Source organism: Mordavella massiliensis, from assembly GCF_016902415.1.
GTDB classification, from domain to species: domain Bacteria; phylum Bacillota; class Clostridia; order Lachnospirales; family Lachnospiraceae; genus Merdimonas; species Merdimonas faecigallinarum.
On sequence record NZ_JACJLV010000020.1, the window covers coordinates 22891 to 47244 of the forward strand.

A 24354-nucleotide genomic window follows, 5' to 3' on the forward strand; every position below is an offset into this window, starting at 1 on the left:
TTTGTCGTTTTAGAATTTGTTTAGCTTCTTCACAAGTCACATCATACGAAAGGAATGTAAAATCTGAAACGGGCTGAATGTTAAATTTATGTAAAATAAGACGTAGACCTTTTGCAAAGGTCTACGTCCCAAATTGCGTTTTGCCCTGTACCTTTTTGAAGTTTACCCTGTACCCAAATGAATCACAGACGCTTTTCGAAGTTGCCGTCCACCGAGCATCCTTCGGTAAAGATCATGAATGCATGGGGATCGATGCTGTGTACGATCTGCTTGATCTGATTGACTTCGTACTTGGAGATCATGACGAAGAGGATATAGGATGTTTTGTTGGTGTATGCGCCTTCTCCATCCCAGTTGGTGACGCCCCGGCCGGTCTGCTCCATGATTGCTTTGGAGATGCCGGTCTTCTTGGTGAAGATCATGACGCTGGTGTTGATATTCTGGATGTGTACCCGGTCGATGGCGATGGAGAGTACCGTCGCGTAGATCAGGGAGTACACTACGATTTCTATATTAAATAGGAAGAGGCAGATGCCGTATACCAGAAAGTTCATCAGAATGTTGATCTTGCCCACACTGAAGTTAGGCCATTTCTTGGAACAGCATACGCCGATGATGTCCTGTCCGCCGCCGGAGCTCCTGCCTCTTAAGATCAGGCCGGTTCCGGTTCCTGCCACGATACCGCCGGTGATACAGGCGGTCAGGTAATCGCTGATGATGGGCTCGGAAGGGATCGGCACCAGCATCATAAAAATACTCTGGATGGCTACGGTCACCAGAGTTTTCAGTGCGAACGGCCTTCCCATGACCCGGTATCCCAGATAAAACAGCGGGATATTCATGATGAAATAAATGGTACCGGCAAGGTCGGTTCCCGCCGGCACAGGTACATGCAGAAAATCTACGATAAATGTCCGGATCAACTGTGCGAGACCCATAAACCCTCCGTTGTAGAGACTTAAGGGTACGATGATCAGATTGACTCCCAGTGCAAATAGCAGGCTTCCTATCAGTGAATACAATGCCTGGATCAGCCCGGTCTTTTTCTTAGCGTCTAATTTCCCCCACATGTCTGATACCTTCCTCTTTTCCGCAGTTTCTTCTTTTCCGCCTCCTGCTCTTCCAGACATTTCTGGATCGCTTCATTCAGAGACAGCATTTTTTCATCCAGCGAAGACACCATTTCCGCGCATTCCCGCAGGTCGCGGCTGATGTACTCCGGCGCGTTTCCTTCGAATTTATAATAGATCTTGTGCTCCAGACTGGCCCAGAAGTCCATGGCGATGGTCCGGATCTGGATCTCCACCTTGGTGTCCACCACACTGTCTGACAGATAAATGGGTACGGACACCAGCATATGATAACTCTTATACCCGCTTTCCTTGGGGTTCTTGATATAGTCCTTGATGGACAGCACTTTTAAGTCGCTCTGGTTTCCGATCATCTCCGCCAGCCGGTAAATGTCTGAGGTAAAGGAGCAGATCAGCCGCACCCCGGCAATATCGTTGACGTATTTCACCATATTTTCTATGGAAATTTCATATCCGTTTTTCCTTAATTTCTTTACGATACTCTCCGGCGTCTTGACACGCGTCTTGATGTGCTCGATCGGATTGTACTGGTGCACATGCTGAAACTCATCGTTCAGGATCTCCAGCTTTGTGCCCACCTCTTTCAGGGCAGATGTGTACAGAAACATGATCGTCTTCCAGCTGTCCACATCTTCGTAATTTTTGATTGCATTTTCCAAACTCACTTGTCCTCTCTCCTCTCTTTTCGCGAAGAGCGTATTCCATTATTACTAGTATATCATATGGGAAAATGCATGTCATAAATTTCACGTATATTTAATAAAATTTCCTTCCCGCCCTAATATTCTATGCCTTCCCTGGCAGTCACACCCTTATCATAGGGATGTTTGATCTTGGTCAGCATAGTGGCGTAATCCGCCGCCTCCAGCATGGCTTCCGAGGCTTCATGGCCGGTAAGAAGCACCTCCAGGCCCCTGGGTTTGTGCTTCAGGAAACTGAGCAGTTTCTCCTCACTCAGCACCCCCAGCTGGACGGCGCAGAGGGCTTCGTCCAGGAGCAGCACGTCAAAGGGCGCGCAGAACTTAACGATCTCATCCAGCGCCTTATTGTTGTAATGACGCATTTCGGCGCGCTCCGGGCCGTTCATGCGGCTTACAAACTTCACCGGCTCCCTGCCAGGCAGGCAGGTCACTCCCGGCAGCTCCTCCAGGATCTTTCGTTCACTGGACCCGTTGTCCTTCAGGAACTGGAACACCAGCACGCGAAGTCCCGCGCCCGCCGCCCGGACCACCTGTCCCACAGCCGCCGTCGTCTTTCCCTTGCCGTCTCCATAATATAAATGAATTTTTCCGGTTCCTAACATATCGATCCCTCCGCTTTTTTCTCTCTTGCCAAAATCTATTATAAGCAGAAGCGGGAAAAATGTATAGCACTAAAATTCCAGTTTCATATCTCCAAAGCGGATCCATTTTTTCTTCCGCATATATTCGGACACGCCAAGGCTGATCGCGGCAGGCAGGATAAACTGGATCACAAGGATCTTAAGAAGCACCACGACCGGGTCTTCTGTCTGTGTCATCACCTGCCAGGTCATGATCTGGCCCACCAGCCCTGCGGTTCCCATACCGGAACCGGTGGCGTTGCTGGTCATATGGAACACCATCGTGCCCACCGGGCCTAGGATAGCGCTGGAAATGATGGCCGGCAGCCAGATCACCGGCTTACGCACGATGTTCGGCACCTGCAGCATAGACGTGCCGATGCCCTGGGCCAGAAGGCCGCCCACTTTATTTTCCCGGTAGCTGGCCACAGCAAAGCCTACCATGTTGCAGCAGCATCCTACGGTAGCCGCACCCGCCGCCAGGCCGGACAGATTTAAAATGACGCCCAGCGCCGCCGAGCTGATGGGAAGCGTCAGGATCATGCCCATCAATACGGATACGACCACGCCCATCAGGAAGGGCTGCTGCTCAGTGCCCCAGTTGATCAGAGACCCCAGCCAGGCCATGAAACCGGAAATGGGCGGTCCCAGGATCAGTCCGGCTGCTCCGCCGGTGCCGATGGAGACCAGAGGCGTCACCAGGATATCGATCTTTGTACGGCCGGACACCAGGTGTCCGAAAAAGATGCCGATGTAAGCGGCCAGAAATGCGCCCAGCGGTTCCCCCGGCCCTGCGTAAACCATAGCGCCCCCTTCTGCCAGTACCGTGCCGGACAGCAAGTTGCTTGCAAATGCTCCGATCATACCGGCCGCGGAGGCAGACACTACCACCAGCGGCGATTCCTTGAATTTATAGGCCACAGCCGCGCCGATCCCGGCTCCCGTAAGGGAGGCCGCCACTTTTCCAAGCGCATAGATCATATCTCCCGCCGGTCCGCCGATCAGCGTCCCGATCTGTTGAATGATCGTGCCGATGATCAGAGTCGCGAACAGCCCGTGGGCCATGGCGCTCAATCCGTCAATAAAAAAACGGTCCAATGCTTTCTTCAGTCTTTCCATTTCATTTTCTCCTCATTCTTTACAGCAATAGTTTACATGTGTCTTGTCACCTGAAAAAGTGTATCACAAGGCCCCAAAGAAGTAAAGAAATATTTTGGGTCTTTACAGGCCTGTCTAAAATTTCTATACTATCCTTACCGGGAAATATCCTGCGCCCGCAGGCCGCCCGGCCGGAGGAGGAAGCATATGTTTCGTTTATGGGGAAAAGAATTCAAAGACAACCGACTGGTCCGGGACACCGTCATCTGTGATGATTCCAGCGATACCCGGACTCATAAAATCTTTCACGCGCTGGATGAGATCTGCTATCAGTTTGACTTAAGCAAGCCCATCTGGCTGGACTCTACCATCGAGGAATTCCAGCGGCACGCAAAAGCCCGGTTTACCCAGGACCATTTTGTAGATTCCATTGATTTTGACTATCTGGAGATCCAGGTAATTGAAGAGTAAGCGCCTGTAGGATTTTCCATATCAAAATAAGCCGGAAACATTGATTCTTCAATGCCTCCGGCTCTTTTCAAGCAGATGACGGGAGTCGAACCCGCCTCCCCAGCTTGGGAAGCTGGTGTTCTACCGATGAACTACATCTGCATGAAAGTCATTATAATACATTTGCAGAGAAAATGCAAATATCTGGTAAAATTTACAGGATCTCTTTGACCCCGCTGATCTGATCCAGACGGATGATCTTTATTATCTTCTTCTTTTTCTCTTCACATACCATTTCCAGCCACTGATCGTCCAGATCCCGCAAAACACCCTTCTGGCTGTGGATCACCCCGATCCCGAACATGGGATCCTTTACCACAACTTCGATGGTCCGTCCCAGATACCCCGGCAGGATCTCCGACCATCCATTTTCATCCTTCTGCGCCGCTTTTTTCGCGTCCTTCTCTTCTTTTTCCAAATGCGTACACAGAAAATATATCCCGTATCCCAGCAAAAATACCATCAAAACCATCAACGCAGTTGTCATAGTATCAGTTCTCCTTTTCATTTTCTTCCACAAAAGATGCACCGATGATCATCGAATGCTCCACTTCCCGCACCACCGTTTCCTTTTGAAAGATGGCATCTTCCTTTTTTCTCTCATATTCGATCCTGACCCGGCGCTCTCCCACTTCCAGGATCCGGACATTGGCATTATTTAGCAGGCCGTCCATCACGGCGTCTATTGTATTCTCTTCCGTAAATTCCAGCTGGCAGCGCCGCCCTTCCAGCTTCTTAAGAATATGAAGATCCACGGCCGGCGCTTTCGGCGCGTCTTCGCCCGGCGCTTCCCTCTCCCCTGCAAACCCTGCCAGTTCATCCAGGCTGATCCGGTAAATGGCCGCCAGTTCCGCCGCTTTATCCAGGGCAGGCGCTCCCTGGCCACATTCCCAGTTTGAGATGGTCTGCCTGGTAACAGATAACCGGTCCGCTATCTCCTGCTGACTGTATCCGTGTTTTTTCCGAAGTTCTACCAGCCGCTCGCCAAGAGAGCCGGCGCTGTCTCTATTTCCATCTTTTCCCATGCTGCATTCTTCCCTTTCAGAAACTATCTTTCCTTCAGAATACCAGACCCTTTGTCAAATTGCCAGCAAATCACTTTGGAACCTGCGCAAAAAAATTTACGTAAACGGGGACGGGGGATTTTTAAAAATCCCCCGTCCCCATTTGAATGTCTACGTTTTACTGCGCCACAGCATAAGGCTTTCTCTTGAAAATCTCCCTTGCTTTCGCGTCTACTTTTGATTCCATGATGTAGTAAGATCTCATCATATCTGCCTTGATCCTTTTCCGGTTCCTGCGTTCTTTCTGCATACTCGTCTACCTCACAATCTCTAAAAGTCTCATTGCTGACAGTCTAGCACAGGATTGTGAGAAACGAATGAAGGCAAGGTCAAATCCAGGTAAAAGATCATTCTGTGTATTCTTTTTCCACCAGCAGTTCTTCCACTTTCCCTGCCAGTTTTTTCTTTAATCCGTATACCACATGGGTGATCACATACTGCCCGTTGTTGACGAACACTTCCACCAGATGGGGCGACACGAAGATATCCAGTGTGTTTTCTGCGCGGCCCGTCTCCGGCGTTTCTGCCCGGGTGCGGTAATTTTTCAGATCCGGAAATACTTCGCTGCGGTCGGTCGTCACGCGGCCGTCTTCCACGCTGATCCTGTAACCACAGACATTCAGGGCCTCGCCTTCTTTCATGGATGTGCGGATCCGGAAGGGATGGCCTTCCGGGACGTCGTCCGGGGACAGGCATCTTTTGGAGTAAAGTGCGTCTACATTTGGATGGACGCGGAATGAAATATGTCCGTTCTCCACCTCCACCACCCGGGGCATGCTCATCATGCCGATCCACGGACCCCGGCCATCCGGATCGTCCTTCACCGGCTCCGGCATCCGGATCCAGCCAATGATCACCCGGCGGCCAGCTTCGTCCAGGGCGGTCTGGGGCGCATAAAAGTCCAGACCGTAATCTACAAACCGGAAGTCGCCGCGAAGCTTCATCTCGCACTGGGGAAGCTTGAAATCTGCCAGCCCGCATTTTGCATGGTGGCGGTGTTCGATCCCGGCTTCAGTCACGTTCATGGGGGAGCCCAGGATCACATACTGTTCTCCGATCCGGAAAATGTCCGGGCACTCCAGGGTCTCTCCAAAGGCCTCGTCCCGGCATTCCCCGGCAAATTCCCAGTTAAGGCCGTCCGGGCTTTTGAAAAACAGGGCTCTTCCGACCTTTTTCCGATAAGTGCTTCCCAGGATCATGTAACACGTTCCGTCTTCTCTCCATACCTTGGGATCTCTGGTGTCTTTGGGATCGCCTTTTTCCTTATCCCGGATCACCGGGATCAGCAGGCGCTTCTGTCCCCAGTTATCAAAATGCCGTCCGTCCTCTGAGATCAGCATGGCCTGGGAAGACTCAAAGCTGTCATGAATGCTGCAATGGATATCCTCTTCATTGGTTTCCAGATATTTCACTCCTGTATAATAGAGGTACAGCTTTCCATCCACTTCCAGCGCGCTTCCGGAAAATATGCCGTTCCGGTCGTACCCTTTGGTGGGGAACAAAGCCACGCCCAGATGCTCCCAGTGCACCAGGTCCTGGCTCACCGCATGGCCCCAGTGCATGGTCCCCCAGCGGGTCCCGTAAGGGAAATACTGGTAAAACAGATGATATTCTCCTTGATAGTAGATAAACCCGTTGGGGTCGTTGATCCAGCCGCCCGGGGCCTTCAAATGTAAGCTGTCTTTCATGATGTCTCAAGCCTCGTTTCTTTTTCTTGGTTTCGCAATCTCTGTGATTCTTTTGATTTTGTGATTCTTTTGATTCCAACGGATTGTTCCGTGCTCCGCACTCTCACAATCCGCTACTTTACTGCTCCTGCCACTACTCCGCCGATGATCTGCTTCTGCAAAGCTACATACAGGATCATGATCGGGATCACGCATAACAGAAGTCCTGCCATGATTGTACCATAATCTGCCGAGTATGTACCATAGAAACTATAAGTGGACAGCGGCAGTGTCAGAAGTTCTTTGTCCGTCAGCACCAGAGACGGCAGAAGGAAGTCGTTCCAGAATGCCATGGAATTCAGGATCACCATTGTGGAAATGATGGGCTTCAGAAGCGGAAGCACAATCTTAAAAAATGTCTGGGAACGGGTGCAGCCGTCGATGCAGGCCGCCTCTTCCAGCGCGATGGGTACATTTCCTCTGATGAATCCGTGGAACATGAACACCGACATGGCCATGGAAAATCCGGTATGCATAAAGATCAGCGTCAGCCGGTGATTCAGGATATTTAAGGTTCCTCCGTAAATGCTGACCAGCGGGATCATGATGGCCTGGAACGGGATGATCATGGACGCCACCATCAGCGCGAATGTCAGCTTGGACACTGCATTGTTATGGCGGACAATATAGTAGGCCAGCATCGCCGCCAGGATCGTTACCAGTACCGTTGCAGACACGGTTACGATCAGGGAGTTTTTAAAAGCATTTAAGAAGTCCATCTGGGTAAATGCTTTCTCAAAGTTATCAAAGGACAGTCCTTTGATGGTAAAGAGCCAGGAGAAGGGGCTCTTAATGATGTCTCTTTTTTCCTTCAGAGAATTGATCACTACCATCAGGAAGGGGAACATATATGCAATAAACACGATGATCAGGCCGATCATTGCCAGCGCATTTGCCAGTTTTCTTTTATTTCCTCCGATTGTCGATTTCTTCATTATGCTTCCACCTCCTGCTTCTTGGTCAGATATACCTGCAGACCGCTGATCACAGCCACGATGATGAACAGGATCAGTGCCTCTGCCTGGCCTACGCCAAACTGTCTGGATGTAAAGGCTTTCTCATATACATGCATTGCCGCCATTTCTGTGGTTCCATAAGGCGCGCCGCCGGTCAGTGACAGGTTCACATCGTATACCATAAATGCTCTTGACAGGGTTAAGAAGAGGCAGATGGTGATGGACGACATCATCAGCGGCAGGATGATACTTTTCAGTTTAACCCATCCCGTGGCGCCGTCGATGCTGGCCGCTTCCATTACGTCTTCATTGAGCCCCATAAAGCCGGCCACATAGATCAGGATCATGTACCCGGAGAGCTGCCATACGCTGACTACCACCAGCGCCACAAAAGCGTTCGTGGGATCTGACAGCCAGGACGCTTCGAAAAGCTTCCAGCCTGTGGTCTCGCCAATGCTGACAAAGACGCGGGAGAACACGAACTGCCAGATATATCCAAGGACGATACCTCCGATCAGGTTCGGGGTAAAGAATCCGGCCCGGAAGAAGTTCTGGCCCTTGATCCCTCTGGTTAAAAGATACGCAATAGCAAACGCGATCACATTTACAATTACCACAACAAACACAACATATTTAAATGTTAATAACAGCGAGGTCCAGAACTGGCTGTCTCTCATCACGCCCCCGAAGTTCTCAAGACCTACAAAATTTTTCACCGAAGCCACGCCGTCCCAGTCTGTCAGCGTCAGATAGACACCGTAAATGAACGGGACGATCACGACCGCCAGGAAACAAAACAGTCCCGGCAGGGCGAACATACAGAACTCTTTTCCTCCATGTTTTGTTCTCATAACTCTTCCTCCCTTTTACTCCTGCTCTGCCCAGTAATCCTCAATATCCCTGATCAGTTCCTTCCGGTCGCACCGGTCTGCCATGTATTTCTGCATCGCGGCGCCCAGTACGGACCAGTGGTCGTTGGGAACGATGGCAGAGGCATTGAAGGTTGTTCCTGCGTGTACCTGTTCATAGATATTTTTGCTTAACGGATCCGAAGGTTCATACGGATTATTCTGGAAAGGCGGAATGATGTTGCAGGTCTTTACCAGCATCTGCTGGCCGATCTCGCTAAAGACGATCCAGTTTAAAAATTCCTTTGCAGCCGCCTTCTCTTCTTCGGTTGCCACCTGTCCGTCCAGCATCACCTGCTTGGACGGGGACGCCTGAATCTTCTGATTGGCAAAATCATCCGGATCATTATTCATAAAATATGGCAGGAATCCGTATGCTTCGTCTTCCTCTGCGCCTGCGTCCTGTAAGTTGGGCCATGCCCAGTTGCCGTTAAACCAGAAAGCCGTCTTGCCGTCTACCAGGTCGATGGCCATCTCATCATAGTCAGCGCCTAAGGGATCTGCTTTTGCCACGTTGTATTTTTTCAGGATATCAAACATGTCCAGGAATTCCGACATCCGGTCATACTTGTTCAGATCCAGGTCTCCGGCCTTGATCTCCTCGATCGCTTCCGCCGCCCCGTCTGAAGTCCCGTCATAGGTCTCATAAATATACTGGAGATGATGGGCTCCTACAGACCAGTCGTCCTTTGCAAGGGAAATGGGTTTTTCAATCCCTGCATCCACCAGCCGGTCCAGAAGTTCTACAAAGTCATCCTGCGTCTGGATGGTTTTCGGATCAAAGGTCTCTCCCAGCGCATCCTCGATCACTTTCTGGTTATAGATGATGCCCCGTCCCTCAATACAGAGTGGGAAACTGTATACCTTTCCATTTACCGTAGTCAGATAGCCTTCTGCCTGCGCGGTCCATGGCTCGCCGGACAGATCCTCGCCTTTTTCTTCGGCCAGGGCGATGACGTCCGTAGTATCCAGGATCATCAGTGTGGGCGGAGTGCCGGAATTATAAAGGCTTACCACCTTTGTGTAGGGAGAATCGCCGTCCGTCACAGGCATAACCTCCACATGCACCCCGGATTTTTCTTCAAACACCTTTCCCATCTCTTCTAATGCCGTCTGGATCTCTGCCTTGGAATTCAAAAGCGTAATGCTGGTTCCTTCAAGAGACGTATCATATTCAAACGTATCTATGGATGTATCAATGGGAACTGTCTTTTCTTCTTCATTCGGGTCATCCGGATCACTTGCAAATCCAAACCGGACGCCGCAGCCCGTCAGCATGGTCAGCATCAGAGCCGCCGCAATTCCCAGGGTCAGCACTCTTGATGCAAATCGTTTCTTCATAGTTTCTCCTCCTTAAGCTTTTTTCGTTGTGTAACCGGTAAAGTAACCGGTTACTTTATGGTTTTATCTTAGCACTCCTCCAGGAATCCGTCAATCATTTGCTTTAACAAATATGATTTTTGTAAATTGTTACCGAAACCCGACTTCTCTCTTTATCTACTTTTTACAAAACCGGTTACTTAACCGCTTCTTCCTTGCGGGATCGTTTGTCTTTTGCTATAATTTAGGAAATAAGTGACAACGAAGAATAAGGAGCTTAACTCATGGGACCGAAAAAGAAAGTCACCTTTGATGACATTGCAAAATATACTCATTTTTCAAAAACAACGATTTCCCGTTATTTTAACCATCCGGATTCCCTGACTCTGGAAAACCAGAAGATCATCTCCGATGCACTGGAAAAACTGAACTATCAGGAAAACAAAGTAGCCCGGATCCTAGCCAGCGGCAAGACGGAGTTTATCGGGCTTCTGATCCCGGATCTCTATCACCACTATTACGCGGAGGTCCTGAATCAGATCTTACATACCTATGAAACTTTCGGATATAAATTTCTCGTCTTTACAGGCAATGAAAATGAAGAGATCGAGCGTCAGTATATCCAGGAACTTCTGGCCTATCAGATCGAGGGCATGATCATTTTAAGCCACACCATCCCTTCCCGGGAACTGGCGGATCTTCCCATTCCTATCGTGACCATCGAACGGGAGGACCAGTTTGTCAGCAGCATCAACACAGACAACTACATGGGCGGATACCAGGCCGCAAGCCTTCTTGCAAAACACGATTGCGATATTCTGCTTCATATCAACTCCCCCACAGACCCAAAGCTCCCAAGCTACGGCCGGATCCAGGGATTTTTAGACTGCTGCCGGGAGCAGAACCTCCGTCATGAAATGATCTTCCGGGAGTTCGGCCACAGTTACGAGACGGTTCAGCCACTTCTCCAGAAGATCATCGAAGAACTGGAACAAAAGTATCACGGGCAGAAAAAAGGCATCTTTGTCTCCAATGATACGCATGCCAACACCTTTTTAAATCTTCTCTTCCGGACATACGGGTGCCTGCCGGACGACTATCTCCTGGTCGGCTTTGACAATTCTCCTGTTTCCAGAGAAGCCGTGGTCCCGATCAGCACGATCGGACAGCAGATCGACAAACTGGCTTATGAAGCGGTCAGTCTTCTGGTGCAGCAGATGAATGAACGCAAAAAAAGAAGACCGGCTCCCTTACGGGAACCAGTCCACAAAGTCATTGCCCCAAAAGTATTCCGACGGGCAACCACAGAGCGGGAACAGCCTTAGCTGTTCCCCTTTTTTCTCATTTTCAGTTTCAGCATGGCCAGCGCCTTTCTTGCGTCCAGTTCGCTCACTGTATTTTCTGCCAGCACAGTGGTCTCGTCCCCCATGGCTCCCGTTTTCTCAAAAGCCTTATAGTAGCAGAGCACGCCGTCCAGGCAGTCGTTCTGTACCACAAAATCCTTTGCCGGCACCATGCTAAGAGCCACCACCGGGACGCCCCGTTTCTCCGCCGCTTCAATGGCATGTGCATAATCAATGTGATTATTTCCCAGCCCGTTGCAGGAGAAAATGGCTCCATCCGCCCGGGCGCATTCCAGTGTAACGCCTACCCGCTCGGAAGACAGCAGCTTGTCTTCATTTTTATCCGGCGATCCTACAATGATGATCCCTCTTAAGTTTACATCCTGGTCTTCAGAAACCATCTCCACCAGAGGATCTCTGTAATAATGCAGAGACGTTTCTTTCATGCTTGTTCCAATGCCCATCGCTTCCGCCTCCTCTGATCCATCGCAACTTCCGCTTAATCCATGGCCCGCATTACGCCGTCCCGGAATTCGTTGGGCGTAACCAGCGCCGGCATGCATCCCATATCGATCACCGAGTGGCCGCCTTCAAAACCGCAGGGCTCGTCGCCAAACATGCGGGTATCATATACCGCGCCCTGGCCGGACACTTCCTTTACGATATATACATCTTTGCGGTCCGGCTCATAGGTTTCCTGAAATACATGCTTTTCTGTGCATTTATATCCGTTGAACTTCTTCATCTGATCACGGAAGATCTGGCAGAAGGTGTCGCAGGCCCGGTGCGCCGCCTCCGGTCCCGGCCGGTCCGCCCAGGTATTTTCCTTTAACACCACGTCAAAAGAGATCAGCAGATCCGTTTCCAGCGGCGTCCCGGCTCTTCCCCAGGCGATCTTGTCCGCCAGGATCCCATCGCTTGCGCCAAAGTTACACACCTGCCTGCCGCTTTCATCTACGCCTGTCAGGAGAACGTATACCCCTGTCAGCGTGTGGGTCACACCTTCTCCTACTTTTCCCAGTACCTTCGTGGATAAAGGAATGACGTCCATAATGGTATTCGTATGCTGCTGATGTTCATCCGGCAAAATGATCCGTATATCGATGCTCTTGATCAACGGCTCTTTTTCCAGAATCTCTTTTGCCGTCTCCTGGCATACCGTCAGATGTCCGTCTATGGTGATCTTATTTTCTTCTCCGTATGCCGCGTCCGTCACATGAAAGGCGCGCACTTCCAGTCTGGAACCTGTTTCCATAATCTGACCACTTCTTTCTCTGTTCCAGGACTACAGAGTAAGCCCCAGTCTTTTCACGACTTCTGCCGCCACCGGCGTATTGGCCACACCGCCGTATCCGGTCTCGCGAAGGCTTACATCCATCTTGTCTCCTACTTCTTTCATCGCGTCAATGGTCTGATCCACCGGGATCTGGCTGACGATCCCTGCCAGCGCCATATCTGCGGCTGCCAGCGCATTGACTGCGCCGCCTACGTTTCTCTTCACACAGGGGACTTCCACCAGGCCGCCTACCGGGTCGCAGACCAGACCCATCAGGTTCTTTAATGCCATGGCGCAAGCGTCTCCCAGCTGCTCCAGGGCGCCGCCTCTGACATAGCAGATGGCCGCCGCCGCCATACCGGATCCGGAACCGATCTCCGCCTGGCATCCGCCGGAAGCTCCCGCCAGATATGCCCGGTTGGCAATGATCTGTCCGATGCCGGCTGCCACATACATAGCCTCGATCATCTTTTCTTCCGGAACCTGATATTCCTGATAATAAGTCACCAGCACCGCCGGCAGCACACCGCAGGCTCCCGCCGTAGGCGCTGCCACGATCCGCTTCATACAGGCATTGTTACAGCCCATCTTCAGGGCGTTGGTCATCACTTTGGCCATGAAATCACCGCAGAGAGTGTCGCCCTTCTTCTGATAAGCTTCCATCAGCCCGCCTTCTTTTCCTACCAGACCGCTGGCAGACATCTCGTCCGGCTCATAGGCTGCGATCCCGTCCAGCATCGCCTGCCACATGCCTTTCATTCTTCTCCAGGAATCCTCCTCTGTGATCCCGTTCTCATCCATATCTTCCAGCTGGATGGCTTTCCAGAATTCGATCCCGTCTTTTCTACATCTTGCATACGCTTCTTCTACTGATTGATATGACATACGCTTCTTGCTCCTCCACTTTCTTAGACTCTACGCTCCATTTGCCTTCAGGAAAATGACCTTCAGGATGCCTTCCTTACTCTCCAGCGTGTGGATCACTTCTTCGGAAACCACCTGGTCTGTCTCCACTACCATTACCGCAAATCCGCCTCTCTTATCGCGGAAAACAGTCATCGTAGCAATATTTACATTTTCCTTGCTAAGCGCCGCAGAAACTTCCCCGATCCGTCCGGGCTGGTCCACATTCCGCACGATCAGCGTGTTGCTCTCGCCGCTGAAATTCACATCGATCCCGTCCAGGCTGCTGACGCGAATCCGTCCGCCGCCAATGGAATAAGCCTGGATCGTCATCGTCTTTTTCCCTTCCGCATCCATAACGATCCGTGCGGTATTGGGGTGCGCTCCTTTCAGATCCTTATTCTCGATCACAAAGTCCATCCCCTGTTCCTTCGCGATCTCAAAGCTGTGCGGAATCCGCATATCGTCCGGCTTCATCCCCAGAAGTCCTGCGATCAGCGCTTTGTCTGTACCGTGCCCCTTGCCTGTCGCCGCAAAGGAGCCGTGAAGATATACGGTGGCTTTTTGCGGCTGCACGCCAAACAACTGTCTGGCAATCTGGCCGATACGTACTGCTCCTGCCGTGTGGGAGCTGGAAGGTCCTACCATGACCGGTCCTAAAATGTCAAATATACTTCCCATCTGTTTTTCCTCTCTTTTCTTTATTTTGACATGTATCTACTCTCTATTATAATAGAATGACAATTCGTTTACAATGTATAATTATTGTGGTATTCTATTTTCACGTCCGCAAGCTGCGGAACAGTTTCACAGACAAGGAAGTGCATGTTATGAACAAAAAAGAGATTCTCGAGATCCGCCGGCAGTTTACTCCGGAAAACTGCGCCATCACCCGGATCTGCGGCTGTTATGTGGATCACGAAAAAGAGAAAAAATCCGAATTAAAAAAAGCCTTTCTTTCCCTGCCGGAAGAAGAAGCTTTCAAATATTTTGACATCTTCCGCCATACCCTTTCCGGCACCCTGGGGAAAAATATGATCAACATGGAATTTCCCCTGGAACAGGAACTCTCCGGCGGCACCCAGGAATTTCTCCTGAAGCTGCGGGACAGCAGACTGGAAGACGATCTGCTGGTGGAAGAATTTTATGATAAGGTCATCGAATCCTACGATTACCCGGAAAATTATTACATTATCCTGATCCACGCGGTCTACGATGTGCCCGGAAAAGCTTCCGACGGCGAGGAAATGTTCGACGCTTCGGATACGGTCTATGAACACCTGATGTGCAGCATCTGCCCGGTGAACTTAAGCAAAGCCGGCTTAAGCTACAACGCCCACACCAACAATATCGAGGACCGGATCCGTGACTGGGTGGTGGATATGCCCGTGAAGGGATTCCTCTTCCCGGCCTTTACTGACCGGGCGTCCAACGTCCACCAGGTTCTCTACTACAGCAAAAAGCCCGAAGAGTTAAGCCCGGACTTTATCAGCAATGTTCTGGGAAGCGAGATCCCGCTGAGTGCAGGCGACCAGAAAACCTCCTTCCAGGCCATTGTCAGCGATACTCTGGGAACTTCCTGTGATTATGAAACCATCCGGAATATCCACGACAATCTGAATGAAATGCTGGAGGAAGCCAAAGAGGCGCCGGAGCCGCTGGAATTATCCCGTCCCGACATCAAACGGCTGCTGGAAAGAAGCGGCGCGTCCGAGGAGCAGATGTCGGCCTTTGACCGGGAATTTGAGGATGTCATGGGAGAACAGAAAACCGTGCTTGCCTCCAACATCGCCAGCACCCGCACCTTCCAGATTGAAACGCCCGATGTGATCGTCAAAGTCAATCCGGAGCGTTCCGACCTGGTGGAAACCCGGGAGATTGACGGCCGGCGCTGTCTGGTGATCGCCATTGACGACCACCTGGAAGTCAACGGAATTGAAATCCATCCATAAGAAGGAAAAGCATCCGGCAAATATCCGGCAAAAAAATTTTCAAAAAAATGCAAAAAGTATTTGCCAAACAGATTATTTTATGGTATGATACTTTTTGTCGAGCGGAGATGGCGGAATGGCAGACGCGCTAGATTCAGGTTCTAGTGGGAGCAATCCTGTGAGGGTTCAAGTCCCTTTCTCCGCATGGCTTATGAGAATCCCTGATTGATCAGGGGTTCTTTTTTTGTATTCTTTTTTCCAAAAAAACAAGGGACTGTTTCCAGTCCCTTATCTCATTTCTATTCAGTTTTTACCAGTCTGTGTAGATATCAATGGTTCCTGACGGGCATCCGGTATCATATACCTTGCCAGGTCCAAGAGAAGTCTGTACTACGGTTCCTTTCGGGTGGTCGCTGCTGGCTACGCAGATGTATCCGTCCTTGTCACGGATCGTTCCGTCGCTTGCCACATGGCGTCCGGGGATGTTAAGCCCGTGTCCCGGAAGAACTTTCTGTGAGTAATAGGTTTCTCTGTGGCCGTTAAAATAAACCACACCTTTTTCCGGTGTCAGCACACCGCCGCTGTCCGGGATGATATAGTTCCCGCCGCCGGAAGATCCGGAGGAAGAACTACCGGAACCGCCGCCCTGGCTGCCGCCTGTGCCTGCATTATTATTTCCGCTGGTCTCCTGCGCCTGTGCCTGTGCTTTCTGTGCTTCTGCCTGCTTTGCGGCTTCTTCTGCACGAAGGCTTGCAATCTTGTCAGACAGCGCGTCCAGATCTGTGGAAGTCGCCTCTGCCTTTGCATTCAGCTCTTCTTTCTGATCTGCCAGCTCTTTTTCCATTTTTTCCTGAGAATCTTTCTCGTCCTGCAGCTTTGCCTCTTCCTCTTCTATGGTTTCACGAAGAGTACAAAGTTCCTCTAACTGCTCGCGATCATAATCACTGACATTCTGTACAAATTCTACACGGTTGAGGAAGTCTGCCATGTTGTCTACGGAAAAGATCATGCTTAACATAGAAGCACTGTCATTTTCATAGACATATTTGATCCGGAGCTTCATTTCCTCAAACTGCTGCTGTTCGCTGTTCTTTGCGATGTCGATCTGAGCCTGCGTAGCTTCGATCTGGTTGTTGGTCTCTTTGATCTGGTCTTCCAGATCCGCGATCTGTGATCCCAGTTCCAGGAGATCCTGATTGATGCCGCTGAGCTCATTTTTCAGCTGTGATGACTGCTGTTCCATGCTGTCGATTTCTGTGGCATGTACCGTGAACCCGGGAACGATCATCGCAGATACACACAGCGCTGAAACGCCCGCCTGCAGCCAATGCTTTAACAGAAATTTCATAAAAACCTCCAAATTGAATCTTTTCTTCTTTTCTGTATTCTTCATAATAGCATACTTGGACGATCTTGGCAAATCCTTTTTCTCGGGCGCGTATCTTTGCGGCGTGTACGGCAGCGTCATATATTACAGCATCTGGCTGAATTCAATACATTCCCTGTTGGGCCCGTCGATCTTGAAATAGCGCACGCCATTTTCCCAGAATGGCAGGAAATGGATCTCGTCCGGCTGATTATTGAGCCCCAGGGCGCACACTTCTTCATAAGTCTTTTCGATATCTGTCACATCAATGGCCAGATGGTCGATGGAGCCGTATTCCATTTTGATCTCTTTTTCTTCATAAGTCTCGATCACCAGGTTGTTCAACTTCAAAAATACCACTCTCGCGCCATTTGCCTCGTTGATGGTCTCAAAAGCAATCTCAAATCCCAGCTTCTGATAAAATGCCACCGTTGCATCCATGTCTTTTGTGGGGATCCCGATATGCTGGATCCCGGTCAGATATTCCTTCATCCTGCTTCCTCCTTGTAAATGATCGATGTCTTCTAATTCTTTTCTGTCCTGTATCTCATAATACCGGGCCTTGTCCCGGTGTCTCCGGAACACCTTTTTCCCGCCTTCCTCTTTTTTCAGTTCCAGAAGTTCCGGAAAATATGCTTTCCCAAACCAGACCGGATTGCCTTCCCGGTCCCTGTATCTGACGCAGCCAAGCCACTCTGTGGCCGCGTCTTCCTGCCCGGGTTCCTGCGTTTCTCCGGCGGACTGCATCAGCTGCAGAAATCCCCGCATGCTTGCTTCGGTAAGCCAGGGCTGATCCGCCACAAAAAATGCAGCTTCCCGCGCTCCCAGCCGGATGGCTTCCAGAAGTCCAGTCCGGATAGAATAGGATACGCCTTTCGCACTTTCCGGCGACCAGACAAAGCGGACCGGCTCTCCGTTTGTCCGCAGCGCTTCCACACTTTCCCGGATTTCCTCATATCTGGTCACTACCAGCACTTCACAATCCGGAAATGTACCTGCGATCCTGACCAGACGGTCCAGGAGATGCCGGTACATGGGCCGGCCTTCTATCTCGTACAACAGCTTATTTCTTCCAAAACGGCGGCTGTTTCCAGCCGCCAGATAAATCAACGCTGTTTTCATTTTTTCAAAAGCCCCATGGCGATTTTTTCACTGGTAATGGGGAGTTCGTGGATCCAGAGTCCGGTCGCGTTTGCCACCGCATGCGTAAGCGCCGGCGCCGGGGTGTTGATCACCACTTCCCCGATGGATTTTGCTCCAAAGGGGCCGGTTTCTTCGTAACTGCTTTCAAATTCTACACGCAGGGTTCCTACATCCAGACGGGTGGGGATCTTATACTGCATGAAAGAATTGTTCAGCATCTGGCCTCTGGCTGAATACCGGACGTCCTCATAGAGCGCCATGCCGATGCCCTGTGCCAGGCCGCCTTCCACCTGACAGCGGCAGAGGTTGGGGTTCAGCGGGGTTCCGCAGTCCACCACCGCCACATAATCCAGCAGTTCTACATGGCCGGTCGCCTTGTCCACTTCGATCTCCGCCATGCCCGCCATAAACGGCGGCGGGGATACCGGAGAACTGTTGGTCTCTGTTACCTGAAGACTTCTTGCATTGCCGCTCTGTCCGGCTGTGCCGATTTCTTTTAAGGTCACCTGTTTTCCGGTTGTCCGGTCCACAGCGGTATGTCCGTCAAATTCCACGGCGTCCACTTCGCATCCCAGCATGGATGCCGCTTTTTCGCAGATCTTCTCCTGCAGCTTCCGGCAGGCCTTTTCTACGGCTTTTCCGGTGATGTAGGCCGTACTGGACGCATAGGAACCGGAGTCATAAGGGGAAGTATCTGTATCCGCCCCGGAGACAATGATCTGCTCTATGGAGCAATCCAGGCATTCTGCAGCCACCTGGGCCATAGTCGTATCACAGCCGGTCCCCATATCCGCAGCGCCGATGGAGAGCGCATAGACTCCGTCCTCCTCCAGCTTGATGGTAGCAGACCCTACGTCCACATTGGAAATTCCAGACCCCTGCATGGCCATGGCCACACCTACGCTTCTTACTTTGCCATTTCCCATATCCCTGCAGGGATATTTCTCTTTCCAGCCGATCATATCTGCCGCACGTTTCAGGCAGCGGTCCAGAGCGCAGCTGTTGGTCTGTTCTCCATAGTAGGCGGGCATGATCTGGCCTTCCCGCACCATATTTTTCAGCCGCAGTTCCACAGGATCGATGTGAAGCCTCTCGGCCAGTTCATTGACCGCCGTTTCTACTGCGTAGATTCCCTGGGTCGCGCCGTACCCCCGGTAAGCGCCGGAAGACATGACATTGGTATAAACCACATCATAGCGGAACCGATGGGCCTCCAGGGACCCGTACAAGGGGATCGACTTGTGGCCGGACAGTCCCACCGTTGTGGGGCCGTGCTCGCCATAGGCTCCTGTATTGGATAAGGTATACACATCTATCGCACGGATCCTGCCGTCTCTGTCCGCGCCCACTCTGACCGAGACTTCCATCTCATGTCTGGGCGAGGACGCGATCTGGGATTCTTCCCTGGTAAAGATCATCTTGGAAGGCTTGCCGGTCTTCCAGGTCACAAACGCCGGATAAATCTCGGATACAGACGTCTGTTTTGCCCCGAATCCGCCGCCGATCCTGGGCTTGAATACCCGGATCCTGGATTTGGAAATTCCAAGGGCATTGGAAAGGATCCTTCTCACATGAAAAACAATCTGAGTGGAACTCATTACATTTAACCGCCCGTACGGATCCAGATAGCAGACGGTGCGGAAGGTTTCCATCATGGCCTGCTGATTGGCTTTCACATGATAAGTGCCTTCTACCACTTCCTCGCAGTCCTGAAGCACAGCTTCCACATCCCCGTCATGGCTTTCGCCGCTGGCGCACAGGTTTCTCTTATTATCCGCCCCTACCTTACAGAGGGCCTTCCAGTTTTCTTCCGGATGCACCAGGATCTCGCTGTCTTTCGCCTCGTGAAGATCCAGGATCGCAGGAAGGATCTCATACTCCACTTTGAGCCGTTTCAGAGCCTGATCCACACAAGCCTCGTCCCGGCCGGCCACGATTGCCACCGGATCTCCCACATACCGGACATGGCGGTCCAGGATCAGCCGGTCATAAGGACTGGCTTCCGGATAGGTCTGTCCGGCAAGCGTAAACCGCTCATCTGGCACATCCTCCCAGGTATAAACCGCTTCAATCCCCTCTACCTTCTCTGCCAGATCCTTTTTCACGGAACGGACCATGGCATTGGCATGAGGGCTTCGCAATACTTTTACGATCAGACAGTTCTTCGGCGCGATATCATCGGTAAATACCGGCTGGCCTGTCACCAGCGCCATGGCGTCTTTTTTTCTGATCGGCTGACCTACTGTCTTCATACCGCACCTCCCTGTTTTTTATATTCCAGAAATGCTTTCATTCCCCGCAGCTGTCCCTCATATCCGGAGCAGCGGCAGAGATTTCCGGCCAGATATTCCTTCATCTCTTCTTCTGTCGGATCCGGATTCTCCCGGAAAAGGGCTATGGCATTCATGATCATGCCGGGATTGCAGAATCCACACTGCTCCGCGCCCTGGTCGGCGATAAATGCGCCAAATTCCTCTGCTTCTTTTTGCAGTCCTTCCAGCGTTGTCACTGCATGCCCGTCCGCTCTTGCCGCAAGCACGGAACAGGACAGGACCGGTTTCTCATCCAGAAATACTGTACACAGGCCGCAGCCGGAAGTTTCACAGCCCCGTTTGACGCTGTAGCAGCCTTCTTCCCTTACAAAATCAATGAGCAGAAGATCCGGAGCGATCTCCCGTTCGATCTTTGTTCCATTTAACATCAGACTGATCTTCATTCCTTCGGCCCCCTCTCCTGTAATATTCCAAGTCCCCGGCAGATCAGAACCTCTGCCAGGTGGCTGCGGTATTCTTTTCCAGCCCGCAGATTACTTTCCATGGGGACTTCCTTTGCCAGCGAAGCAGCGATCCTGGCAATCTCTTCCTCTGAACAGACGCCCTCCCGGATCTTTGCCGCCATATCTTCCGAAACCGTCAGAAGCATGGCCTTCTTCGGCCTTGCCCCTACTGTAATACGCACGCCTTCTTTGGTGCAGGCAAATCCTGCCGCCAGCACCGGAAAATCCGTCCGCACATTGCGGTGGCAAAGATACGCATAAGCGCCCGGCGTCTTCTTTACGATCAGACGCACCAGAATATCGTTATCTCTTGGCATAGTTACAAACTCTCTTAAAGGCAGGATCCCGGCGTGGAAAAGTTCCACTTCCGTATCCAGGGCAAGGAACGCGGTCAGTACATCGGAAAATCCGAACCGTCCGAATATGCTTCCTCCCACCGTTGCCAGATTGCGGAACTGAACGCCCACGATATCCTTCACACTGTTCTGCATCATATGGTCAAACCACGTATTCAGCCCCTCATGGAGTTCCAGCTGTCTTAAGGTTACCATGCATCCGATGCGGAAGGATTCGTCTGTCTCCTCAATCTCATTCAGGCCAAGCCCTGACAGATCGATGGCTGTCTGGATCTGAGCATTGCTCATCTTCATCCAGAGCATTCCGCCAAGGATCCGGTTGGAACGCTTCTGATTCAGTTCATAAGCCTGTTCCAGACTTTCTGCTTTTACATAATTCTTTATTTTCAGCATCTCTTCTCCTCATTGACTTCTGTTTTTTGTATCGTGGAATCATTGTACCATCTTTTCTGGAAAAATGATACGGCCGCGCCGTAATCTTTCCCCTTTTCCAGCAAATGGCATAATGCTTCTCTGGTCTCTTCATCCAGCTCTTCCGCTTGATTTACCAGATACCGGTATTCGCAGGCTACCTGTTTCTTCTGCCCAACATCACTGGTCAGGCAAACCGCCAGATCTTCTGCCGTAATCTTTTCCTCCGGGGATCGTCCAAGATACCTGCAGGCAACCGGAAACCGGTGGCAGGCTTCCCGGAAGGTCTGTCCGATGGCTGTGGCACCTGCTACGCCGATCACCAGATCCGTTCCATCCGGGATCACCGGCTCCTGGTCTCCCGGACATTTCAGAGGGAGTCCCCTGCTTCCGTCCGCCTCTACGATCACCACATCATATTCATCCAGCAGTTTTCTTGGCTCCCCGGGCGCAAGTCCTGTGATCTTGTCCCCCTCATATCCGCCGCCGATGGGCGTAAATCCATAACGGCCTTCTTTCCACATGTGAGCCGTGGCGGCAACTACCGTCCGGTATCCCGCGCTCCGCAGTTCTTTTGCCAGTTCATAGATCAGCGTCGTCTTTCCTCCGGCTCCGGTAACGGCGATCAGCCGGTGCTTCCCCGGATCGATCTTCAGAATGTTTCTCAGGGAAAATGCTTCTTCCAGGGTTTGCAGGTGCAGGACCGCTTCCAGCACCCCGCCGGCGATGCATCTGGCTTTGTCGGAAATGCTCCGGCAGTTGTCTCTTTCCTCCAGTCTGGGATCAATGTCTGCCATCTTAAACCCCTGTTTTACCGGAAAGCCGTCCGGCAGTATTCCTCTTAAGATCCCGTCGATGGAAGCCTGTACCGGGCAGTCTCCGATCCGGGCTATGACCTCTCCTTTGTGTACCAGGTCTCCAATCGTCCGGCAGCCTGTAAGGATCCCTTCTGCCGGCGCGTAGATAACCCGCTCCGCGGCAACGCCGCCGATCACACCCGGAACTCCTGTATTGGGAATGGCGCTTCCCCGGTAATAGATCCGTCCCAGATCGTGGCCTCTTTTGGTCTCCACCACCGCATGCACGTCCTTTCCCGCCACAAAGCCGGGGCCAAGACCGATGGTAACAGGCGCCATCTCTATCCGGGTTCCCAGATTGCGCTTGGCCAGGATGGCATCCACCACAATGTCCGGATTCCATCTGCGGATCCAGTCCCCTTCCGGATCCACAAGCACCGGGATTTTCTCTTCCGCCAATATTCTTTCTACGATTTCTTCATCCGCAAGCTTTGCCGTGATCCCTTCCACTGTCACCTCTTTTTGATATACCGCTTCTGAAAAGGAAACCGTACGCCGGATAGCTGCAGGCATCCTGCACTCCAGAACAACCACCTGAAATCCACTGTGATATAATTTTGCAATCACGCCGCTGGCAAGGTCGCCGCCTCCTCGCACCACCACCCGCATGTTCTTTTCTGTCAACATAAAAAGTGCCTCTTTTCGCTTCTGATAGAAATATCATATCATCCACGAAAAAGAGGCACAAGGGTTTCCTTTCGATTGCGCTTTTTACTCTTTTATGCTATCCTTATTTTATTCTCAGTGGAATCAGAGTCACTCTTATTTCCTTATCTACTAAATATCTTTATTTCCAAATGCTCCTGTTCGGAGCCATCACCATTCTATCATTTATTTTATATTGCAAGGAGGATTTGCCTATGTCATCTGTCTTACAAAAGTATTTCCCTATGATCCGAACCAGGGAAGCTATCCTACAGGAAATTACTACAACTCCTGATCTATATTCTGCTTTTCAAAAATGGGACAAAGACCAACAGGATGCTTTTCTTGCATACTGCACTGGTCAAAAAGGGCTTCATATATTACACGACCCGGTCTTTAAAGAAATTCTGAATCCCGAGCTTTCCCCTGGACGTGTAGAAGAACTACTCTCACTGATTCTCGGAGAACATATTAAAATTCTCCACATACTTCCCCTGGAATCCCCACGTATCGGAGACGAACATTCTCTAATCGTCATGGATCTGGTTGTAAAATTAGAGACCGGAAGTATCGTCAATATTGAAGTCCAAAAGCTCGGCTATCGATTTCCAGGGCAGCGCTCCGCCTGTTACTCTGCCGATCTTCTCCTTCGACAGTATAAACGAATGCGGAATGAAAAATCAAAATCTTTCAGTTATAAGGATATTAAAAAAGTCTACACTATTGTGTTATATGAAAAAAGCACGTCTGAATTTCATCAATTTCCCGAAAATTATATTCATCGATTTTCCCAACAGTCAGATACCGGCATCTCCATTGATCTGCTTCAGGAATATGTATTCATCCCGCTTGACATCTTCTACCGGATTTTGCACAATAAAGGTATCAGAAACCAGTTGGAAGCATGGCTTACATTTCTAAGTACAGATGAACCTGAAATGATAGAAAAGCTGATTCTTTCTTATCCTCAGTTTCGCTGCTACTATGAAGAGATCTATACGCTGTGCCAGAATACAGAGCGGGTGATGGATATGTTTTCAAAAGAATTGCAGGAACTGGATAAGAACACAGTTCAATATATGATTGATGAAATGCAGGAAGAGATTGACGCACAAAAGGAAACCATTCATAAACAGGAAGAGGAAATCCAAAAATTAAAGGAACTACTGAATGAATTATCATCCAGATAGTCCCTCTATCGTTAAAAAGCAGAAAATCATTTTAGATCGCACGGATTATCTTCCGGATCTGCAGCACACTGGCCGGAGTCACTGACAATTCATCCACGCCCATCTCCAGAAATGTTCCGGTCAGCGCAGGATCCGCTCCCAGTTCGCCGCAGATGCCCACCC

The 24354-nt window shown here is 50.8% G+C and carries 26 protein-coding genes and 2 tRNA genes; 5 read left to right on the plus strand and 23 right to left on the minus strand.

What is annotated here, in order from left to right; genetic code table 11:
* Positions 1-182: 182 nt before the first annotated feature.
* The 4 genes from H6A13_RS07335 to H6A13_RS07350 form a co-directional block, all read right to left on the minus strand.
* Positions 183-1070: a YitT family protein gene (locus H6A13_RS07335; protein ID WP_204908967.1), complete on the minus strand. Its 888-nt coding sequence runs from the start codon at positions 1068-1070 to the stop codon at positions 183-185.
* Positions 1055-1699, minus strand: a complete 645-nt coding sequence (locus tag H6A13_RS07340) for a GTP pyrophosphokinase (protein WP_338043033.1) — start codon at positions 1697-1699, stop codon at positions 1055-1057. The genes H6A13_RS07335 and H6A13_RS07340 overlap by 16 nt, the downstream gene beginning before the upstream one ends.
* A 170-nt stretch (positions 1700-1869) precedes the next feature.
* On the minus strand, positions 1870-2394 hold the full coding sequence (locus tag H6A13_RS07345) for a cob(I)yrinic acid a,c-diamide adenosyltransferase (protein ID WP_204908968.1): 525 nt from the start codon (positions 2392-2394) through the stop codon (positions 1870-1872).
* 69 nt (positions 2395-2463) lie between these two features.
* On the minus strand, positions 2464-3531 hold the full coding sequence (locus H6A13_RS07350; protein ID WP_204908969.1) for a PTS sugar transporter subunit IIC: 1068 nt from the start codon (positions 3529-3531) through the stop codon (positions 2464-2466).
* A gap of 186 nt (positions 3532-3717) precedes the next feature.
* Here H6A13_RS07350 and H6A13_RS07355 point away from each other — a divergent pair, with 186 nt between their 5' ends.
* Positions 3718-3981 (plus strand): hypothetical protein, encoded by a 264-nt coding sequence (locus tag H6A13_RS07355; protein WP_204908970.1) that lies wholly within the window; start codon positions 3718-3720, stop codon positions 3979-3981.
* Positions 3982-4051: 70 nt separating this feature from the next.
* Here H6A13_RS07355 and H6A13_RS07360 read toward each other — a convergent pair.
* From H6A13_RS07360 to H6A13_RS07390, 8 genes are all read right to left on the minus strand, one after another.
* Positions 4052-4122 (minus strand) — tRNA-Gly (locus H6A13_RS07360).
* 52 nt (positions 4123-4174) lie between these two features.
* Positions 4175-4507 carry a hypothetical protein gene (locus H6A13_RS07365; RefSeq protein ID WP_204908971.1) on the minus strand — a complete coding sequence of 111 codons (333 nt, stop codon included), beginning with the start codon at positions 4505-4507 and terminating at the stop codon, positions 4175-4177.
* Between the two features lie 4 nt (positions 4508-4511).
* Positions 4512-5045, minus strand: coding sequence for a helix-turn-helix domain-containing protein (locus tag H6A13_RS07370; protein WP_204908972.1), 534 nt, complete (start codon positions 5043-5045; stop codon positions 4512-4514).
* A gap of 157 nt (positions 5046-5202) precedes the next feature.
* Entirely contained in the window at positions 5203-5334 is a 132-nt protein-coding gene (locus H6A13_RS13410) for a hypothetical protein (RefSeq protein WP_275553046.1), read from the minus strand.
* A gap of 97 nt (positions 5335-5431) precedes the next feature.
* Positions 5432-6772: a glycoside hydrolase family 32 protein gene (locus H6A13_RS07375; RefSeq protein WP_204908973.1), complete on the minus strand. Its 1341-nt coding sequence runs from the start codon at positions 6770-6772 to the stop codon at positions 5432-5434.
* Positions 6773-6885: 113 nt separating this feature from the next.
* Positions 6886-7746, minus strand: a complete 861-nt coding sequence (locus H6A13_RS07380; protein WP_204908974.1) for a carbohydrate ABC transporter permease — start codon at positions 7744-7746, stop codon at positions 6886-6888.
* Entirely contained in the window at positions 7746-8618 is an 873-nt protein-coding gene (locus tag H6A13_RS07385) for a carbohydrate ABC transporter permease (protein WP_204908975.1), read from the minus strand. Before H6A13_RS07385 ends, H6A13_RS07380 begins: the two co-directional genes overlap by 1 nt.
* Positions 8619-8633: 15 nt before the next feature.
* Positions 8634-10016, minus strand: a complete 1383-nt coding sequence (locus H6A13_RS07390) for an ABC transporter substrate-binding protein (RefSeq protein WP_204908976.1) — start codon at positions 10014-10016, stop codon at positions 8634-8636.
* A gap of 263 nt (positions 10017-10279) precedes the next feature.
* Here H6A13_RS07390 and H6A13_RS07395 point away from each other — a divergent pair, with 263 nt between their 5' ends.
* Positions 10280-11320, plus strand: coding sequence for a substrate-binding domain-containing protein (locus H6A13_RS07395; RefSeq protein ID WP_204908977.1), 1041 nt, complete (start codon positions 10280-10282; stop codon positions 11318-11320).
* Here the strand turns inward: H6A13_RS07395 and H6A13_RS07400 are convergent.
* From H6A13_RS07400 to sdaAB, 4 genes are read right to left on the minus strand one after another with little or no spacing between them, the layout of a single operon-like run.
* Complete coding sequence (locus H6A13_RS07400) at positions 11317-11802, minus strand: glycine/sarcosine/betaine reductase component B subunit (RefSeq protein ID WP_204908978.1); 486 nt, start codon at positions 11800-11802, stop codon at positions 11317-11319. The two genes, H6A13_RS07395 and H6A13_RS07400, sit on opposite strands and share 4 nt — an antisense overlap.
* Before the next feature lie 35 nt (positions 11803-11837).
* Positions 11838-12593, minus strand: coding sequence for a proline reductase cluster protein PrdD (prdD, locus tag H6A13_RS07405; RefSeq protein WP_204908979.1), 756 nt, complete (start codon positions 12591-12593; stop codon positions 11838-11840).
* A 30-nt stretch (positions 12594-12623) separates the two neighbouring features.
* Positions 12624-13499: an L-serine ammonia-lyase, iron-sulfur-dependent, subunit alpha gene (gene sdaAA, locus H6A13_RS07410; protein ID WP_204908980.1), complete on the minus strand. Its 876-nt coding sequence runs from the start codon at positions 13497-13499 to the stop codon at positions 12624-12626.
* A 30-nt stretch (positions 13500-13529) separates the two neighbouring features.
* Positions 13530-14198, minus strand: a complete 669-nt coding sequence (gene sdaAB / locus H6A13_RS07415) for an L-serine ammonia-lyase, iron-sulfur-dependent subunit beta (protein WP_204908981.1) — start codon at positions 14196-14198, stop codon at positions 13530-13532.
* A gap of 149 nt (positions 14199-14347) precedes the next feature.
* On the opposite strand from sdaAB, the gene H6A13_RS07420 reads away from it, so the two are divergent.
* Together H6A13_RS07420 and H6A13_RS07425 are read left to right on the plus strand one after the other, a co-directional pair.
* Positions 14348-15469 (plus strand): DUF4317 domain-containing protein, encoded by a 1122-nt coding sequence (locus H6A13_RS07420; protein ID WP_204908982.1) that lies wholly within the window; start codon positions 14348-14350, stop codon positions 15467-15469.
* Between the two features lie 101 nt (positions 15470-15570).
* Positions 15571-15653, plus strand: a tRNA-Leu gene (locus H6A13_RS07425).
* A gap of 105 nt (positions 15654-15758) precedes the next feature.
* Here the strand turns inward: H6A13_RS07425 and H6A13_RS07430 are convergent.
* From H6A13_RS07430 to yqeB, 6 genes are all read right to left on the minus strand, one after another.
* The gene (locus tag H6A13_RS07430; protein WP_204908983.1) at positions 15759-16796 is read right to left on the minus strand and encodes a coiled-coil domain-containing protein; all 1038 of its coding nucleotides are present in this window, start codon (positions 16794-16796) and stop codon (positions 15759-15761) included.
* 123 nt (positions 16797-16919) lie between these two features.
* Complete coding sequence (locus tag H6A13_RS13495; protein WP_338043032.1) at positions 16920-17936, minus strand: NTP transferase domain-containing protein; 1017 nt, start codon at positions 17934-17936, stop codon at positions 16920-16922.
* A complete protein-coding gene (locus H6A13_RS07440; protein ID WP_204908984.1) occupies positions 17933-20209 on the minus strand; it encodes a xanthine dehydrogenase family protein molybdopterin-binding subunit in 2277 nt (758 codons plus the stop codon). Before H6A13_RS07440 ends, H6A13_RS13495 begins: the two co-directional genes overlap by 4 nt.
* Complete coding sequence (locus H6A13_RS07445; protein WP_204908985.1) at positions 20206-20673, minus strand: (2Fe-2S)-binding protein; 468 nt, start codon at positions 20671-20673, stop codon at positions 20206-20208. Before H6A13_RS07445 ends, H6A13_RS07440 begins: the two co-directional genes overlap by 4 nt.
* On the minus strand, positions 20670-21482 hold the full coding sequence (locus H6A13_RS07450; protein ID WP_204908986.1) for an FAD binding domain-containing protein: 813 nt from the start codon (positions 21480-21482) through the stop codon (positions 20670-20672). Before H6A13_RS07450 ends, H6A13_RS07445 begins: the two co-directional genes overlap by 4 nt.
* Positions 21476-22984 (minus strand): selenium-dependent molybdenum cofactor biosynthesis protein YqeB, encoded by a 1509-nt coding sequence (yqeB, locus tag H6A13_RS13500; protein ID WP_204908987.1) that lies wholly within the window; start codon positions 22982-22984, stop codon positions 21476-21478. Before yqeB ends, H6A13_RS07450 begins: the two co-directional genes overlap by 7 nt.
* A 233-nt stretch (positions 22985-23217) precedes the next feature.
* Here yqeB and H6A13_RS07460 point away from each other — a divergent pair, with 233 nt between their 5' ends.
* Entirely contained in the window at positions 23218-24192 is a 975-nt protein-coding gene (locus tag H6A13_RS07460; protein ID WP_204908988.1) for a PD-(D/E)XK nuclease family transposase, read from the plus strand.
* Between the two features lie 31 nt (positions 24193-24223).
* Here the strand turns inward: H6A13_RS07460 and H6A13_RS13415 are convergent.
* Positions 24224-24354 (minus strand): putative PEP-binding protein (locus H6A13_RS13415; protein ID WP_204908993.1); only part of this gene is annotated, 131 nt, incomplete at its 5' end.

Bases quoted from the DNA above. Each gene is read 5' to 3' on its own strand.
- yqeB (WP_204908987.1), bottom strand. From the start codon at position 22,984: ATGTTGACAGAAAAGAACATGCGGGTGGTGGTGCGAGGAGGCGGCGAC.
- H6A13_RS07375 (WP_204908973.1), bottom strand. From the start codon at position 6,772: ATGAAAGACAGCTTACATTTGAAGGCCCCGGGCGGCTGGATCAACGAC.
- prdD (WP_204908979.1), bottom strand. From the start codon at position 12,593: ATGGAAACAGGTTCCAGACTGGAAGTGCGCGCCTTTCATGTGACGGAC.
- H6A13_RS07380 (WP_204908974.1), bottom strand. From the start codon at position 7,746: ATGAAGAAATCGACAATCGGAGGAAATAAAAGAAAACTGGCAAATGCG.
- H6A13_RS07390 (WP_204908976.1), bottom strand. From the start codon at position 10,016: ATGAAGAAACGATTTGCATCAAGAGTGCTGACCCTGGGAATTGCGGCG.
- H6A13_RS07370 (WP_204908972.1), bottom strand. From the start codon at position 5,045: ATGGGAAAAGATGGAAATAGAGACAGCGCCGGCTCTCTTGGCGAGCGG.
- H6A13_RS07445 (WP_204908985.1), bottom strand. From the start codon at position 20,673: ATGAAGATCAGTCTGATGTTAAATGGAACAAAGATCGAACGGGAGATC.
- H6A13_RS07395 (WP_204908977.1), top strand. From the start codon at position 10,280: ATGGGACCGAAAAAGAAAGTCACCTTTGATGACATTGCAAAATATACT.
- H6A13_RS07430 (WP_204908983.1), bottom strand. From the start codon at position 16,796: ATGAAATTTCTGTTAAAGCATTGGCTGCAGGCGGGCGTTTCAGCGCTG.
- H6A13_RS07365 (WP_204908971.1), bottom strand. From the start codon at position 4,507: ATGACAACTGCGTTGATGGTTTTGATGGTATTTTTGCTGGGATACGGG.
- H6A13_RS07460 (WP_204908988.1), top strand. From the start codon at position 23,218: ATGTCATCTGTCTTACAAAAGTATTTCCCTATGATCCGAACCAGGGAA.
- H6A13_RS07450 (WP_204908986.1), bottom strand. From the start codon at position 21,482: ATGCTGAAAATAAAGAATTATGTAAAAGCAGAAAGTCTGGAACAGGCT.
- sdaAB (WP_204908981.1), bottom strand. From the start codon at position 14,198: ATGGGAAGTATATTTGACATTTTAGGACCGGTCATGGTAGGACCTTCC.
- H6A13_RS07335 (WP_204908967.1), bottom strand. From the start codon at position 1,070: ATGTGGGGGAAATTAGACGCTAAGAAAAAGACCGGGCTGATCCAGGCA.
- H6A13_RS07400 (WP_204908978.1), bottom strand. From the start codon at position 11,802: ATGGGCATTGGAACAAGCATGAAAGAAACGTCTCTGCATTATTACAGA.
- H6A13_RS07340 (WP_338043033.1), bottom strand. From the start codon at position 1,699: ATGTTTCTGTACACATCTGCCCTGAAAGAGGTGGGCACAAAGCTGGAG.
- H6A13_RS07385 (WP_204908975.1), bottom strand. From the start codon at position 8,618: ATGAGAACAAAACATGGAGGAAAAGAGTTCTGTATGTTCGCCCTGCCG.
- H6A13_RS13410 (WP_275553046.1), bottom strand. From the start codon at position 5,334: ATGCAGAAAGAACGCAGGAACCGGAAAAGGATCAAGGCAGATATGATG.
- H6A13_RS07355 (WP_204908970.1), top strand. From the start codon at position 3,718: ATGTTTCGTTTATGGGGAAAAGAATTCAAAGACAACCGACTGGTCCGG.
- H6A13_RS07440 (WP_204908984.1), bottom strand. From the start codon at position 20,209: ATGAAGACAGTAGGTCAGCCGATCAGAAAAAAAGACGCCATGGCGCTG.
- H6A13_RS07345 (WP_204908968.1), bottom strand. From the start codon at position 2,394: ATGTTAGGAACCGGAAAAATTCATTTATATTATGGAGACGGCAAGGGA.
- sdaAA (WP_204908980.1), bottom strand. From the start codon at position 13,499: ATGTCATATCAATCAGTAGAAGAAGCGTATGCAAGATGTAGAAAAGAC.
- H6A13_RS13495 (WP_338043032.1), bottom strand. From the start codon at position 17,936: ATGAAAACAGCGTTGATTTATCTGGCGGCTGGAAACAGCCGCCGTTTT.
- H6A13_RS07350 (WP_204908969.1), bottom strand. From the start codon at position 3,531: ATGGAAAGACTGAAGAAAGCATTGGACCGTTTTTTTATTGACGGATTG.
- H6A13_RS07420 (WP_204908982.1), top strand. From the start codon at position 14,348: ATGAACAAAAAAGAGATTCTCGAGATCCGCCGGCAGTTTACTCCGGAA.